Source organism: Actinopolymorpha cephalotaxi (genome assembly GCF_013408535.1).
In the GTDB taxonomy this organism is placed as follows: Bacteria; Actinomycetota; Actinomycetes; order Propionibacteriales; family Actinopolymorphaceae; genus Actinopolymorpha; species Actinopolymorpha cephalotaxi.
This window is the reverse complement of the sequence record NZ_JACBZA010000001.1, coordinates 6,490,741-6,504,754: the sequence shown is the minus strand read 5'-3', so window position 1 is coordinate 6,504,754 and position 14,014 is coordinate 6,490,741. Positions and strand designations below refer to the sequence as shown.

Below are 14,014 nucleotides of genomic sequence, written 5' to 3'. Positions count from 1 at the left end.
GACGACGGGCGGGTCTCCTCACCTGGTGTGAGGAGACCCGCCCGTCGGTCACTGCGGTTTCGTCCGGGTTTCGTCCGGTGAAGCTCAGCCCCTGCGGAAGCGGGCGTCGAAGAAGCAGTAGACCCCGTAGCACGCGACGCCGAGGGCGATCAGCCCGAGCAGCACCGGACCGTAGGGCTGCTTCGCCAGCGCCTGCAGCGCCCCGTCGAGCCCGGTGGACTTCTTCGGGTCGTACGTCACCGCCGCGGCGAGGACCAGCACACCCACGAGGGCGTACGCGACACCGACGGCCATGAAGCCGACCTGGCCGAGCCGGATCGTGGCCTTGCGAGTGCCCTGGCTCGCCCGCGCGAAGTTGAGGTCCTCGAGGAACTTCTTCTTCCAGCCGCGGTAGACGAGGTAGCCCGCCCCGGCGATGATGCCGAGCCCCACGAGTCCGACCAGGATCTGGCCGCCGGGGAGTTCGAGAACCTTCGCGGTGATGGTCTTCTGCTTGCCACCGGAGCCGCCCGAGCCGCCACCGGCCGCCATCTTGCCCGCGCTGAACGCCAGTGCGCCGAACGCGATCGCCTTGCCGGCGCTGCCGAGCCGGCGGAACGTCCGGCGCTTGTCGGATTCGGCGTACCCGTATCCGACGCCGGCCTCCGTGAGCTGCCACACCGCCAGCGCGACCAGGCCGATGGTGATCACCCACAGGAGAACACCGCCACCCGGCTGGCTGGCAATGGTCTGCAGTGCGCCCTGCTTGCTGGCGTTGCCGCCACCGCCACCGCTGAAGGCCACCTTGGCCATGAGGTAGGCGAACAGGAGATTGACGAGTCCGTACGCGGCGAGTCCGACTCGGCCGAGCATCCTGACCGGTTTGCTGCCCGCGGCCTGCTGGGCCTGCCGGCCCGCGTTCTCACTACTTCGTACCTGCGCGTTCATCCGCGCTCCCACCCCTGTCCTCTTGTGCAGTGAGCGTGTGGTCCGGGCTCGGATCGGCCGGGGCACAGGTCGTGTCGCGCTTGTCTGCCTCGTTGGCTTTTGTCGGCTTCGTCCGGCTTGCTCTCACAAGCGCCCTACCGGCGGGCACAGCCCCGCTGGGGCAGGTCGGGTGTGACCTGCCCCCGCGTGCGTGACGTGGGTCAGACGGCGGGCGGGCCGTCGTCGTACACCCGGCGCTCCTCGACCCGCGTGGTGGGAGCGGCCGCCGCACGTCGACGCCGAGGACCCCAGATCAGCGCGGTCATGATCAGGCCGATCACGCCGACGACGATCAGGATCCACCCGATGACGTGAATGTCGAGTCCGGAGATGTTGAAGTCGACCGCGAACGCCAGAATGGCACCCACCGCGATGAGGAGAATGCTCGCACCGATACCCATACGTACCACCTCGTGGCTGCGAAAAACTGGACCTGGTTGTCCCCCCGCTTGGATTACCGTCGGCAAACCATAGGCCAATTCAGGGGTCGGCGCGACCAGGCACGATCCCGGCGTGGTGAGGAGGCTGCCACACCGGGACTCTCGCCGGGAACAGCAGGAACGGCGCCCGGGCGGGCACCGGGATCCCTCCCTGCCCGCACATGCGAAACGGGTGCCCCGTGCCGGTCGGCACGAGACACCCGTTCACTCACCTGGAGAAGTGGTGCGAGTGCGCGGCGTCACTTGTCCTTGTCGAAGGCCTTCTTCGCCGAGTCCTTGGCGTCCTCGGCCGCGTCGCCCACCTTGTCGCCGGCACGCTTGACGCCCGCCGACGCCTGGTCGGCGCGGCCCTCGTCACGCAGCTGGTCGTTGCCGGTGGCTTCGCCGGTCTTCTCCTTGGCCTTGCCCTTGGCGCCTTCAGCCTTGTGCTTCATCTTGTCGCCTGCAGCCATTACGGAAGCCTCCCGTCTCTGGTGCGGCCATCGGATGGTGCCGACCGCGACCTCACCTACCAGGAGATACCCAAGATCGCCTTTTCGCAACCGGCACTCCGGACGTCGTGACATCCCGAACCCGCCTCCGCGCCCGCAAGCCGGACTTGACGCTCGTCCGGATCAGGACGTGATTCAAGGCACGTCCTAGGATGCGATACCGATATTCAGGGGGATTGGGACCATGACCGAACACGCGCGCCACCATCCGCTTGCCACCGATCCGCATGCCACCGGCGCACCAGCCGCTACCGGCCTGGCCCGGCCGGAGGTACGCGGACGCGCGGTCGGCATCGTGGTGATGTCGTTCTTCGCGTTCGGCTGGACGGGCTGGGGCTTGTCCACCGGCGTACCGGCCGGAGTGGCGAACGTCGTGCGGATCGTCAGCGCTCTGTGTCTCCTCTCCCTGCTGGGCTGGGCGATCCTCGCCTTCCGGCGGTCGGCGTCACTGCACCCCGGAACCACCGACTACCAGTCCAGGCGAGTCGGCCGCACCTTCGGCATCGTGGTCGGTGCGGAGTTCCTCGGACTGTTCGTCGTGGCCGCCGTCCTCGGACGTACCGGCCATCCCGAGGTCATCGCACCGGTGGTCTGTCTCGGTGTCGGCATCCACTTCTTCCCGCTGCGCAGGCTGTTCGGCGTACGCCTCTACGACGCCACCGGACTCGCGATGTGCGTGACCGCGATCGCCACCGCGATCGTGGCGCCGCTGTCCGGCAACACCGCCCTGTGGACGTTGCTGCCGGGCTTGGGCGCCGCATTCACGTTGTACGCAACGGGTGCACTCCTGCTGCGGCCGTCCGACCTGCGCGGCCCTTCCTGAACGGCAGTAGTCACCGACACGTCAGGCGTGCTGGTCGGGGTTGGTCCAGTGCCACGTCTCCGGGTCGTACACCGCGGGCGTGGGATGGCTCCACGGCCCGGCGAACCCGTTCAGGGCAAGGTTTTCCCGGCGCGGCACGTTGCGCAGGTCCTTGTGCGCAAGGATCGGCACCGGAGTGTTCGCCACCGGTCCGATGAAGAACGGCCCGTCGGACACGTGGACCTTCACCATCTCCCACACCAGCCGGTAGCGGCGCAGGGCGTCCGGCTCGACCTTCGCGCGATCGTGCAGCTCCCACAGCTTCGCGATCGGTCCGCCCTTCTCCGGTTCGACGCTCGGCGGCTTTCGCGCGTAGGGGTCGGTGTTCTTCACCTTCGCAGCGTCGGGGGTGTTGCGAATCGCGTGGTAGTTGGCGTGCAGCGGCGCCCACCAGTCGGCGAAGCCTGCAAGGGGGATGAGCACCTGCGGCTCGACCAGGATCTCGTGGATGCCGCCGCCGTTCTCCCAGGCGGTGGTGGTCATCAGCTCGCCGGCCTGCCACTTGATCGAGAACGCGTCCGGCGCGACGGGGTTCTGCTTCACCGCGATGCCGATCGCCTTCCAGTCTCGTTCCAGCAGGGCGTTCTTGTGGATGTGCTCGGGTGAGGTGCCGCCCGGATAGTCCAGTCGGATGACGAGCTTTCCGCCGTCGGGGAGTTCACGCAGGCCGTCGCCGTCCCGGTCGACGACACCGAGGTCGTCCAGGATCTTCTTCGCCTTCTCCGGATCATGGCGGACGTAGCTGTCCCGCCAACCGGCGTAGGCGTTCTTCGCCTGTGCGCTGCCGGTCAGGTCGATCGCCTTCGGGCTGTAGGTGCCGGTGGTGAGCTCGCCGGTGTTGAAGTAGATCGCCTTGCGGGCGTCGGCGCGGTTGAAGGCGTGCGACAGCGCCTGGCGGAACTTCGGCTCCCGGATCAGCGGCCGGAGCTTGTCGTCCTTGTAGTCGTAGTTGAAGAAGAAGATCGACCCGGTGCCCGAACCCCCGTCCCACAACAGGACCTCCAGGCCGGTGCGCTTCTGTGTCTGCTTCAGCCCGGACACGTCGCCCAGGGTCAGCGACAGGAACGGCCCGTGCGCGTGGTCGAGTTTCCCCTGCTGTAGCTGGAGTTTGGTGACCTCGGGCTCCTGCGACACGACCATGGTGATGGTGTCGAGGTAGGGCAGCTGGTTGCCGGCGGTGTCGACGCACCAGTAGTAGGGGTTGCGTTCCCATACCGCGGTACGCCCTTCGCGGTAGGAGCGCACCTTCCAGCCGTTCATGGTCGGGCAGTCCGGGTTGGTGCCGTAGTCACGCAGCCGGTCGAACTTCCCACCGGCCGCCGCCCAGTCGGCGCCGACCTTGGGGTTGTAGCGGGGGTGGTACTTGCTGAGGTAGTGCTTGGGCGCCATCCACGATGGCCCGACGTTGCCGTTCACCCAGCGGGCAAGGTGGAACGGCGTCAGCGGGGCGGGCGTGGTGTACCGCAGCACCAGTGTGTACGGGTCGGGCGCGGTCATCTTCACGAGCGTGCCGTCCGCGCCCTTGGCCTCGTCCGGTGGCTGCTCGGAGTGGTCCTTGTTCAAAACCATGTCCTGCCACCAGAACATGATGTCCGCGGTCGTCCACGGGTTGCCGTCGGACCAGCGAAGTCCCTTGCGGAAGTGGAACGTCCACTCCGAGGCGTCGGCGTTGGAGTCCCACTCCTGCACCAGCCCGGGGCCCACGTCGCGGCCGTCGTTCAGCCAGCGCAGGGGGGAGTGGCCGTACATGTACTCCTTGTTGGACGCACCGGCCGGGTCGGTGGTGGGCATCCGCAGGTTGCCGCCGTACTTGCCGGGCGTGACCCACCGGTGGGGTACGACGTACGGCGAGTCGGGCAGCCGCTCGGCTACCGCCGGCAGGCTGCCCGCCTTCACCTTCGCGGCCAGCTCGGGCGCCTCGGCGAACTTCGCCGGCGGCTGCAGCGGCTTGATGACCGAACCCTTCCGGCTCGCCCTGCCGGTGGCGGCGGCCTTCGCCCCGTCCTTCCCGCCACCTCTCCCACCGGTCCCACCGGCTCCGTCCTTCCCGCCGCCGGAAGAGCAGGCCGACAGGGTGGCCACGGCGGCCGTCGCGGACGCGAGCAGAAACGTTCGGCGGGCAAGGCGGTTGGGGGGATTCGAGTCTGGGGTCACAGCCCGGACGCTAGGGCTTGCGCCGGGGCGCGCGCGTTCGCGAACGACGGGCGAAACGTACACGAACACCCGAACCGGGCCCGGGCGCCGTCCGACCCGGACGCGGCCCTACTGGGTCGGACCGGCCCGGTGCAGGATCGCCACGCACTCCACGTGGTGGGTCATCGGGAACGCGTCGAAGGCCCGCAGGCCGGTCAGTTCCCAACCGTGCTCGGCGAAGTAGCCGAGGTCGCGGGCCAGTGTGGCCGGGTCGCACGAGACGTAGCCGATCGCCCGGCCGGCGAGGCCCGCGACCTGGCGTACGACGTCGACACCGAGTCCGGCGCGCGGTGGGTCCAGGACCACCAGGTCGGCCTGGTCGAGCCGGCCGAGCACCACGTCGACCCGGCCCTGCTCGACCGTCGCGTTGGGCAGGTCGCGCAGGTTGTGCCGGGCGTCGCGGACCGCGAGCGCGTTCTCCTCCACCCCGACCAGCGGGGCGGACGGTCCGACCGAATCGGCGAGCGCGCCGAGGAACAGCCCCACGCCGCAGTAGAGGTCGAGCACCGACTCGTCCGTCCGCGGTGCCAGGCCGGCGACCACCGCGTCCGCGAGCGCCTGGGCCGCGCCCGGGTGGACCTGCCAGAACCCCGCACCGCTGACCTGCCAGGTCCGCCCGGCGGCCACCTCGCGCACGTACGGCAGACCGGGTCCGGGCCGGGGCTGGCCGTGCAGGATTCGCACCGGGGCGGCGAGCCGGGGTACGCGGACCCGCGCCTTCGGGCCGCGACCGGACACCGCGACCACCCGGTCACCGGTGGCGGCCGAGGCGATGCCCTCCACCCGCGCGGCACCGGGCCAGCGGCGCCGCTCGATGCCGAGCACCTCCACCTCGGGGTGGGCGATCAGGCACTCGTCGACGGGTTCGATGTCGTGCGACCGGTGCCGGCGGAACCCGATCGCGCCGTCCCGGCGTACCGCGAACTGCACCCGGGTCCGCCAGCCGAGCCCGTCGTCGGCGCCCTCGTCCCCGAACTCGTCCGGATCCTCGGGCAGCGCCTCCACCTCGACCGAACGCTCGATCCCGGCGATCCGGCGAAGCTGGTCCTCGACCACCGCGGCCTTCAACCGCCGCTGGGCGGGCAGGGTCGCGTGCTGCCAGTCGCAGCCGCCACAACGGCCCGGCCCGGCGAACGGGCACGGCGGCGTCACCCGGTCCGGCGACGCGGCCAGCACCTCGATCGCGTCCGCCCGCAGCAGGCGCGCGGTCTCCTCCACCACGTGGGCGCGGACACGTTCACCGGGCAGCGCGTGCCGGACGAACGCGACCTTTCCGTCGTGGTGGGCCACACACCAGCCACCGTGCGCGACCGGGCCGATCTCGAGTTCGAGGACCGTGCCGACGAGGCCGCCAGGATCGCGCTCGCGGCCGGCGTCGGGGTGGGCGTCGGTGCCGTCGCTGTCGTTCATATCGGGTCGAGTGTGTCAGCCGGAGGTCTTACCGCCCGCCTCGGCGTACCTCTCGTGCAGACGTGCCCGGATCTGCTCCGCGGTGTAGCTCCGGCGGCGGCGTTCGGCGCGGGCGACCACGACCCCGGTCGCCGCGACCCCGACGACGCCCGCCAGACCCAACAGCTTCCACCACCGCATCCGCCTAGGCTACGACCATGGTGGGCGCGACCATCGATCTCGACGAGGCCGTCGACCTGACCCGGACCGGGGACATCTGGCTGTTCCGCGGCCGGTCCGCGGCCGACCGCGCCATCCGGGTGAGCACCAACAGCCCGGTCAACCACGTCGGCATGTCGGTGGTGATCGAGGATCTCCCGCCGCTGATGTGGCACGCCGAGCTCGGCCGGTCGCTGCCCGACCTGTGGTCGGGCACGCACCAGCGAGGTGTCCAACTGCACGACCTGCGTGACGCGGTCCTCGTCTGGAGCCACAAGTACGGCCAGCGGGCGTGGCTGCGCCAGTTGGAGCCGCCCGCCACCCGGGCCGGCGAGGACGCCACGCTGCGGACGATCGCCCGGCTGGACGGGACCCCCTTTCCCTCGACGGCCCGCCTGGCCGCCCGGTGGCTGCGCGGCCGAATGCCATCGCCGCGAGTGCGCCGGTGGCCGGAGGTGCGACCGGTGCGCCGCCCGGACCTGGAGACCGCCTACTGTGCCGAGGTCGTCGCGATGACGTACGAGGAGATGGGCCTGCTGCCGCCCGGCCGCCGTTCGAGCTGGTACGACGCCGGCCGGTTCTGGAGGGGGGACGACCTCGACCTGTCCGCCGGCGCCCGGCTCGGCGGCGAGATTCGGGTCCGCACACCCGATCGGCCCCAGGAGGCTCGATGAAGTTCTACGCCGACCTGCCCGGGCGACGGGCCGCACAGATGCTGGCGGACGTGCTCAGCCTCGTCTGGATCTATCTGTCCGTACGCGTGATCGTCGCCGGGTACGACCAGATGAGCGGGTACGCCACCCCGGGGCAGCGGCTGGAGACGGCCGGCACCGGCATCCAGGACAAGATGACCGAGGCGAGCCGGGAGGTGTCCGGGACGCCGGTCGTCGGGGACGCGCTGCGGACGCCGTTCGAGACGATGGCCGGCACCGGATCCTCGATCGCCGACACCGGGCGTACCGTCCAGGACTTCGTGCACCAGCTCGCGGTGGGAACCGCCGTCGTGCTGGGCGTCGTGCTGTTCGGGCTGCTGCTGGTCCGGCTGGCGTTCCGCGTCCGGTGGATCGTGCGGGCGACCTCGGCCAGCCGGATGGCAAGCACTCCCGGCGGGGTCTCGGCGCTGGCACTGCGCGCCCTGGTCAACCGGAGGTACCGCCCCCTGGTCGCGGCCGCACCCGGGCTGGGCGACGCCTGGCGGCGCGGCGACCCCGAGTCCCTGCGCCGGCTCGCCTCGGTCGAGCTGCACCGCCTCGGCCTCGAACTCACCTCGATGCCCGGATCGGCGCCGGGATCGGCGGCCGGATCAGTGGCCGGCCCGAACCGCCCGCGGTGAGGCGCCGAGCTCCCGGCGGCAGGCCTTGTTGAACGCCTGCAGGTCGCCGATCCCGACCGAGGCCGCGATGGTCGGGATGGACAACGTGGACTCCCGCAGCAGGTGGCGGGCGCGTTCCAGCCGGCGCCTGCGGATGTGCGCGACCACGGTGTCGCCGGTTTCCGCGCGGAACAGCCGGGTCAGGTGGTTGTGGGAGATGCCGGCCGCCCGGGCGACGTCGGGAACGGTGATCGGGCTGGCCAGGTTGGCAGCGATGTAGGCGAACGCCCGGCCCACCGCGGCGTGCGGCCCACCGTCGGCCGCGGCGCCGAGCTGCACGACGTTCCACAGGGCGGCCCACACCTGCGCGGTCGCCCGGGCCGGTGCGTCCGGCCACGCCGCGACCGCGCGGGAGAGGAGTTCGGTCAGCTGCGGTGCGTCCGCACCGGCATCCTGGATCAGCGGTACGACCCGCGCCGGGCCGGTGGTCGGCAGGCGCAGGTGGGCGTACAGGTGCTCCGAACGCCCGCGGTAGATGTACTGCACCTGCACCCCGGGCGGGATCAGGCTCACCCGGCCCGGCCGGATCGCGTACGCCGAACCGTCCACCACCAGGTCGGCCGCGTAGCGGTAGAGGTGGAACTGCCACATGTCCGGCAGCCGGAAGACGTCGCGGCGGCGGACCGTGCCGTGCACGCCGACGCCCATGCTCATCACCCGCGGCGGCTCCTCGATCCGGACCGCTATCTGCCCGGGCCCGGCCTGTCCGGCGTCGGCCAGCGCGGGCGGCGTTGGGACAGCGTTCTCCGCCACGGTGAAAAACTACCAGTAATGGTGATTGGAACCCACGCCAGGAAAGGTGATCGCGGCCTAGCGTGGACGGGTGCCAACCAGCACGTCCGACGGCAGCGTTCCACCCGTCGCCGCGCACCCACCGGCACTCGCCCCGGCCCTCGGAGAGGACATGACCTTCCAACCTGCTCGCGACCACCTGCTCACCTCGGTGCAGATGGCGCACTTCGTCTCGCACGGCTCCCTCATCATGGAGGCGGTCGTCCCCGAGGAGTTGAACGCCCAGGCGATCGACGTCTTCCGTGAGGGCATCCCGCCGGTCCCGTACGGCACCTCCGTCGAGGACTCCTTTCCCGAGGGCTCGTTCGCGCGCCGCCTGGTCGAGGTCCCCCGGATCGCGGGCGCCCTTCACAGCCTGGTCGGCCCCGGCCCGACGATCGACCACCACGCCGTGCACCTCCGCAGGCCCAACGACGGCCAGGCGCAGCCACTGCACGGCGACGCGATCATCGACGTACGCCTGGACGCGTTCGACGTACAGCTCATGTACTACCCGCAGGACGTCACCCTGGAGATGGGCGGAACGCTCAGCGTGCCGGGCAGCCACCTGCGCCGTACGAACGAGAGCGACACCGGCCGCTACCAGAACCTCCGCGGCCAGACCCGGCTCACCTGCCCGGCCGGCACCGTCGTCCTCGTCCACCACGGCATCTGGCACGGCGGCCGGCGCAACGACAGCGACATCGAGCGCTTCATGTTCAAGATCCGGTTCAACCCGACGGTGCGCCAGCTGCGGCTGTGGAACACCGACGACATCGACAAGCCCGAGGTGAGCGAGAAGCTGCGCAGCCGTTTCCCGTGGTACGAGCACGCGACCGGCCGGCTGGAGATCTACAACCGGGTGCAGATGTGGCGGGCCCTCACCGGCGACGACACCTTCGACATCGACTACTGGTCGACCAGGGTGAGCAACCGCCCGCAGCGGGTCGTCGCCACCGCCGGGCGCTGAGGGCGTTCACACCCCGTCCACAACTCATCCTGGAGTCACTGATACATGAGCACCACGACCGAACAACTTTTCTCCGCCGGACCGGACGGCGCCGGTGAGCAGGTCCTGCGCCAGCGGGTTCTCGTCCTCTACCTCGCCACGTCCGCGCTGGACAGCAGCGTCGTCGGCTGGGCCAACTACGACGGGACCGGCCAGACCTCGCCGACCACCGGCGACAGCGACGAACCGCCGTACGACACCGGTGTCGCCGCGCTGCGGGACGGCTGGCGGCTGATCCAGGCCTCGCAGCTCATCCCGCCCTATCCCGGCCACGAGTACGACGTGTCGTTCCTCAAGCACGAGTTCCTGTTCGAGAAGCTGGTGAACGTCGCCGGCTGAAGCGCGGGTCGTGCGCACCTGAGCGGCGGTCTCCCGGGCGGGCGCGGCCTGACGCCCGGGAGGCCGCTTTCTGACATCGTCACCGCATCGCGTCCAGCGGTGTTGACATCGACGTATTTACGCCGTATCTCCGTCTGGCAAAGAACCCAGAGAGATCTTACGGTTACGCAATGGCAGATCGAACCGCACGCCACGTACGAAGCTGGGGGCTGTGGGCGCTCCCCGCTCCGGCCATGGTGTTCCTTCTGCTGGTCGAGCTCACCGCGCTCACCTGTGCCGCCGGTCTGCTGAGTGACCGCGCCGCGTTCGGCGGCACCACCACCGCGGTGGTCCTGTGCGTCTGCGGTGTGGTCAGTGTCGAGGGCGCCCGCCGGGTCGAACGCCGGCGCCGCCGGGGCGGTGCACTGCACAAGGACCTGCAGCCGGTGTGGATGATCGCCGCCGCGATCGCGCTGCCGTCGGCCACCGCGCTCGTGTGCGTCGTCGCGCTGCGGCTGTGGTGGCGGGTACGCGCGAGCCGGTGCATCCCGCACCGCTGGGTGTTCTCCACCGCCGTGGCGATGCTGGCCGCGGCGTTCGCGCACTCGACGTACGTCACGGTCGACGGCGCCCTGGCCGCCGGCGGATGGTCACCGCGGCAGGTGCCGATCCTCGCGATGGTCGCCGCCGCGGTGGTCTTCGTCGCCGTCGACGCCGTTCTGTGCGCGGTGGTCATCCGCCTGCTCGACCCGGCCAGCACCCCCAGCGAGATGTTCGGAGACCGGGCCGGCCTCACCGTCGACGCGGTGGCAGCCGGGCTGGGATGCCTGGTCGCGGCGGCCTCGATGGTGACGCCGTGGGCCGGCATCCTCGGCGTACCGATCACCCTCGCCGGCCAGCGCGCCCTGCTGCTCGGGCAGCTGGAGTCGGAGGCGTCCACCGACGGCAAGACCGAGTTGACGAACTTCCCCCGCTGGCGGCAGGAGGTCGAGGACCTCCTCGAGCGGGCCCGTCGCCGGGACGGCAGGTTCGCGATCCTGCTCGCCGACATCGACCACTTCAAGCTCATCAACGACCACCACGGCCACCTCGCGGGCGACCACGTCCTGCGCGAGGTCGCCGACCGGATCCGGGCCGTGATCAGGTCCGCCGACGTCGCCGGCCGGTTCGGTGGCGAGGAGTTCGTCATCGGCATGCCCGACGTGGACGTACGCCATGCCGTCGGCGCGGCCCACCGGCTGCGGTCGGCGATCTCCGACGCCCGGCTGCCCGTGCGGGCACGCGACAGCCTCGGCGGCTCGGGCGACCTCGGCGGGTCCGGCCACCTCGGCGACCTCGGCGGATCCGGGGATACGGAGCCGGTTGCAGCGACGCCCGCCGACGCCGACTGGGTCCGGCTCACCGTCTCGGTGGGGGTCGCGGTGTATCCCGTGGACGGGACGACCCTCGACCAGTTGCTGGAGTTCGCCGACAGAGGGTTGTACGCGGCCAAGACCGCCGGACGGGATCGCGTCTCCCGAGGACTGCCACCGGCCGAGGAGGTCCTTCCGCCGACGAGCTCCCTGGTGGGCCCGGTGGACGGCCCCGGGATCGAGCCGGTGGCCGGCACGCTGCGCCCGCAGGCGAGCTCGGTCCTCCCGCAGGCCGGCCCGGCGCTGTCGACCGGAGGCTCGGCGTTGTCGACCGGAGGCTCGGCGTTGTCGACCGGAGGCTCGGCGTTGTCGAACGGAGGCTCGCCGTTGTCGAACGGAGGCTCGCCGTTGTCCTCCGGAGGCTCGGCGCTGCCGCCCGGAAGGCACAGCCGGCCAGGACGCCATGCGCTGCCGGGCCTGCCACCCGACCAGCCCACCGATCCCGGACGCCTGACAGCATCCTCGTCGTGACCGACTGCGTGTTCTGCGAGCTCCTGGCCACCGGCGAAGCTCGATGGGTCGCCAGGGAAGCCGACGCGGCGGGGTCGTCGTCCTGAACGCCAGCGGGCCGGAGACGGGTCAGAGCGTCCCGCACCTGCATTTCCACGTCGTACCCTGCTGGTCCGACGACCAGGCGACGTTCTGGCCGGCGGACAGGTCCGCGCACCAGGTCGCCGGGCCGGTGTACGACGGTCTCGCCGCCGCCCTGACGGCCCCCTCCGCCTGACCACGGCCCCGACATCCCCTCCGCCCGACCTCCCCGTCCGCCTGACCCCCTGTCCGCCTGACCCAGGACGCCGCGCACTGGTGTTGGAAGTGTGAAGAGGGGCGGAGGGCATGGGCACCGTGAGGTTTCACGGTTCCCATGGGAGAGCAGGGGCGAACCGGAAGCGTGAAGCGAGACGGGGGCCCTGGCCACCCGGAGGTTTCACACTCCACCGCCAAAGCGGCTTGGCGGCTAGCCAGTGACGGAAAGTCGGAGCTGGGGAGACTTACGGGTGTCATAGGCCCCGTAAGTCTCCCCAGCTTGCCGCTTTCCGCCGGTACGACAGCCGAAAGCGCCCGGGACAGATCGGCCAGGTGACCGTCCCGGGCGCTCTCTCGACCCCGTCCTGCGTACTCCCTGCGCGCTAGAAGCGGCTGTAGAGCAGGAGGTTCGGCGATCCGGTGCGCGGGTTTCCGACCACGCCCTGGGTGGCCGCGCCGACCATCGCGTTACGAACGGTCGCCGGCGAGGCGCTCGGGTGGCTCTGCAGGTACAGCGCCGCCGCACCGGTCACGTGCGGCGTGGCCATCGACGTACCGCTGATGGTGTTGGTCGCGGTGTCACTGGTGTTCCACGTCGAAGTGATCGACGAGCCCGGCGCGAACAGGTCCAGGCACGAGCCGTAGTTGGAGTACGACGCCCGGGCGTCGGTCGAGGTGGTGGCACCCACGGTGATCGCGGCTGCGACCCTGGCCGGTGAGGTCCGGCAGGCGTTGCCGTTGGAGTTGCCGGCGGCCACGGAGTAGGTCACGCCGTCGGCGATGGAGTTGGCGACCGCGTTGTCCAGCGAGGTGGAGGCGCCACCGCCGAGGCTCATGTTCGCCACCGCCGGGGAACCGGCCGCGTGGTTGGCGGTGACCCAGTTGATGCCGGCGATGACGCCGGAGGTGGTGCCGCTGCCGTTGCAGTCGAGCACCCGTACGCCGACCAGCCGAACCGCCTTGGCCACGCCGTAGGTCGTGCTGCCCACGGTGCCGGACACGTGCGTGCCGTGGCCGTTGCAGTCGTCGGCGCTACCGCCGTCGACCGCGTCGTAACCGCTCACCGCACGGCCGCTGAACTGCGTGTGGCTGAAGCGGATTCCGGTGTCGATGATGTACGCCGTGACGCCGGAACCGGTCGCGTCGTAGACGTAGGTGTTGTTCAGCGGCAGGGCGCGCTGGTCGATCCGGTCCAGTCCCCAGGTCGCGGGCGACTGGGTGGCGTCGATGCTCACCCTCTGGTCTGCCTCGACGTACTTCACGTCCGGGTTGGAGCGGACCTTCGCCAGCGCGGACTCCGGCAGCGCGGCCGCGAACCCCTTCAGGGCAGTGGCGTAGCTGTGGTGCACCCGGCCACCGGCCGAGACCGCCTGGCCGCGTACCGCACGCACCTTCGCCGCCGACGCCGAGTCGCTCAGGACGACGATGTAGTTGCCCTTGACAGCGCTCTCCTGCTGCGTGGCGAGCAACGGTGCCGGACTCGGCCGCGGGCCGGCCGCGTTCGCCACACTCGCGGCGCCGACGGCACCGGACGTGCCGAGCGTGGCCAGGAGCGCGGCGGCGAGGACGGCGAGTGGACGGCGCCAGGGACGCCCCGAGCCCGTCGTCGATGACCTCCACAACATGGAGCCTCCTCATGGGTACGAGCCCGGCGGAGGCTGGGGGCGCCACCGATGGACACTCTCCGTCGCCTCCACGCTGCACTGCGTCGGACTGACCGCATGTGTACGGGAACTTGGGGTCTTTGTCCATAGCCGACCCGGTGACCGACGAGAAGTTTGCACAGTCCGGAAGGTGCCGCAACATCCCGTTCACGCAGCGGACG

15 protein-coding genes are annotated in these 14,014 nt (G+C 70.8%); 7 read left to right on the top strand and 8 right to left on the bottom strand.

The window, feature by feature from the left end; genetic code table 11:
• Positions 1–84 precede the first annotated feature (84 nt).
• The 3 genes from FHR37_RS29015 to FHR37_RS29005 form a co-directional block, all read right to left on the bottom strand.
• A complete protein-coding gene (locus FHR37_RS29015; RefSeq protein ID WP_092886415.1) occupies positions 85–927 on the bottom strand; it encodes a DUF1206 domain-containing protein in 843 nt (280 codons plus the stop codon).
• A 200-nt stretch (positions 928–1,127) separates the two neighbouring features.
• Positions 1,128–1,367, bottom strand: coding sequence for a DUF6458 family protein (locus tag FHR37_RS29010; RefSeq protein ID WP_092886417.1), 240 nt, complete (start codon positions 1,365–1,367; stop codon positions 1,128–1,130).
• 278 nt (positions 1,368–1,645) lie between these two features.
• On the bottom strand, positions 1,646–1,858 hold the full coding sequence (locus tag FHR37_RS29005; RefSeq protein WP_092886419.1) for a CsbD family protein: 213 nt from the start codon (positions 1,856–1,858) through the stop codon (positions 1,646–1,648).
• Between the two features lie 223 nt (positions 1,859–2,081).
• On the opposite strand from FHR37_RS29005, the gene FHR37_RS29000 reads away from it, so the two are divergent.
• Positions 2,082–2,720, top strand: coding sequence for a hypothetical protein (locus FHR37_RS29000; protein ID WP_092886421.1), 639 nt, complete (start codon positions 2,082–2,084; stop codon positions 2,718–2,720).
• A 21-nt stretch (positions 2,721–2,741) separates the two neighbouring features.
• On the opposite strand, the gene FHR37_RS28995 is transcribed toward FHR37_RS29000, so the two are convergent.
• From FHR37_RS28995 to FHR37_RS28985, 3 genes are all read right to left on the bottom strand, one after another.
• Positions 2,742–4,913 carry an ABC transporter substrate-binding protein gene (locus FHR37_RS28995; protein WP_092886424.1) on the bottom strand — a complete coding sequence of 724 codons (2,172 nt, stop codon included), beginning with the start codon at positions 4,911–4,913 and terminating at the stop codon, positions 2,742–2,744.
• Positions 4,914–5,021: 108 nt separating this feature from the next.
• Positions 5,022–6,362 carry a class I SAM-dependent RNA methyltransferase gene (locus FHR37_RS28990; RefSeq protein WP_092886426.1) on the bottom strand — a complete coding sequence of 447 codons (1,341 nt, stop codon included), beginning with the start codon at positions 6,360–6,362 and terminating at the stop codon, positions 5,022–5,024.
• Between the two features lie 15 nt (positions 6,363–6,377).
• Entirely contained in the window at positions 6,378–6,542 is a 165-nt protein-coding gene (locus FHR37_RS28985) for a hypothetical protein (RefSeq protein ID WP_175542695.1), read from the bottom strand.
• A 17-nt stretch (positions 6,543–6,559) separates the two neighbouring features.
• Between FHR37_RS28985 and FHR37_RS28980 the strand changes: the two genes are divergently transcribed.
• Both FHR37_RS28980 and FHR37_RS28975 read left to right on the top strand, forming a co-directional pair.
• On the top strand, positions 6,560–7,234 hold the full coding sequence (locus tag FHR37_RS28980) for a hypothetical protein (RefSeq protein ID WP_092886428.1): 675 nt from the start codon (positions 6,560–6,562) through the stop codon (positions 7,232–7,234).
• Complete coding sequence (locus FHR37_RS28975; protein WP_092886430.1) at positions 7,231–7,893, top strand: hypothetical protein; 663 nt, start codon at positions 7,231–7,233, stop codon at positions 7,891–7,893. The genes FHR37_RS28980 and FHR37_RS28975 overlap by 4 nt, the downstream gene beginning before the upstream one ends.
• Here the strand turns inward: FHR37_RS28975 and FHR37_RS28970 are convergent.
• Positions 7,864–8,685: an AraC family transcriptional regulator gene (locus FHR37_RS28970; protein ID WP_237768981.1), complete on the bottom strand. Its 822-nt coding sequence runs from the start codon at positions 8,683–8,685 to the stop codon at positions 7,864–7,866. The two genes, FHR37_RS28975 and FHR37_RS28970, sit on opposite strands and share 30 nt — an antisense overlap.
• Before the next feature lie 70 nt (positions 8,686–8,755).
• Between FHR37_RS28970 and FHR37_RS28965 the strand changes: the two genes are divergently transcribed.
• The 4 genes from FHR37_RS28965 (at position 8,756) to FHR37_RS28950 (ending at position 12,169) form a co-directional block, all read left to right on the top strand.
• The gene (locus FHR37_RS28965; RefSeq protein ID WP_237768982.1) at positions 8,756–9,673 is read left to right on the top strand and encodes a phytanoyl-CoA dioxygenase family protein; all 918 of its coding nucleotides are present in this window, start codon (positions 8,756–8,758) and stop codon (positions 9,671–9,673) included.
• Positions 9,674–9,718: 45 nt separating this feature from the next.
• Positions 9,719–10,051 (top strand): hypothetical protein, encoded by a 333-nt coding sequence (locus FHR37_RS28960; RefSeq protein ID WP_092886434.1) that lies wholly within the window; start codon positions 9,719–9,721, stop codon positions 10,049–10,051.
• 170 nt (positions 10,052–10,221) lie between these two features.
• Positions 10,222–11,913, top strand: coding sequence for a sensor domain-containing diguanylate cyclase (locus FHR37_RS33365; RefSeq protein WP_275936401.1), 1,692 nt, complete (start codon positions 10,222–10,224; stop codon positions 11,911–11,913).
• Positions 11,914–11,956: 43 nt separating this feature from the next.
• The gene (locus FHR37_RS28950) at positions 11,957–12,169 is read left to right on the top strand and encodes an HIT family protein (protein WP_092886436.1); all 213 of its coding nucleotides are present in this window, start codon (positions 11,957–11,959) and stop codon (positions 12,167–12,169) included.
• A 403-nt stretch (positions 12,170–12,572) separates the two neighbouring features.
• On the opposite strand, the gene FHR37_RS28945 is transcribed toward FHR37_RS28950, so the two are convergent.
• Positions 12,573–13,814: a S8 family peptidase gene (locus FHR37_RS28945; RefSeq protein WP_092886438.1), complete on the bottom strand. Its 1,242-nt coding sequence runs from the start codon at positions 13,812–13,814 to the stop codon at positions 12,573–12,575.
• Positions 13,815–14,014 lie beyond the last annotated feature (200 nt).

Coding starts and splice junctions, on each gene's coding strand:
- FHR37_RS28945 (WP_092886438.1), bottom strand. CDS start 13,814: ATGTTGTGGAGGTCATCGACGACGGGCTCGGGGCGTCCCTGGCGCCGT.
- FHR37_RS29010 (WP_092886417.1), bottom strand. CDS start 1,367: ATGGGTATCGGTGCGAGCATTCTCCTCATCGCGGTGGGTGCCATTCTG.
- FHR37_RS28980 (WP_092886428.1), top strand. CDS start 6,560: ATGGTGGGCGCGACCATCGATCTCGACGAGGCCGTCGACCTGACCCGG.
- FHR37_RS29005 (WP_092886419.1), bottom strand. CDS start 1,858: ATGGCTGCAGGCGACAAGATGAAGCACAAGGCTGAAGGCGCCAAGGGC.
- FHR37_RS28950 (WP_092886436.1), top strand. CDS start 11,957: ATGGGTCGCCAGGGAAGCCGACGCGGCGGGGTCGTCGTCCTGAACGCC.
- FHR37_RS28990 (WP_092886426.1), bottom strand. CDS start 6,362: ATGAACGACAGCGACGGCACCGACGCCCACCCCGACGCCGGCCGCGAG.
- FHR37_RS28985 (WP_175542695.1), bottom strand. CDS start 6,542: ATGCGGTGGTGGAAGCTGTTGGGTCTGGCGGGCGTCGTCGGGGTCGCG.
- FHR37_RS28975 (WP_092886430.1), top strand. CDS start 7,231: ATGAAGTTCTACGCCGACCTGCCCGGGCGACGGGCCGCACAGATGCTG.
- FHR37_RS29015 (WP_092886415.1), bottom strand. CDS start 927: ATGAACGCGCAGGTACGAAGTAGTGAGAACGCGGGCCGGCAGGCCCAG.
- FHR37_RS29000 (WP_092886421.1), top strand. CDS start 2,082: ATGACCGAACACGCGCGCCACCATCCGCTTGCCACCGATCCGCATGCC.
- FHR37_RS28960 (WP_092886434.1), top strand. CDS start 9,719: ATGAGCACCACGACCGAACAACTTTTCTCCGCCGGACCGGACGGCGCC.
- FHR37_RS33365 (WP_275936401.1), top strand. CDS start 10,222: ATGGCAGATCGAACCGCACGCCACGTACGAAGCTGGGGGCTGTGGGCG.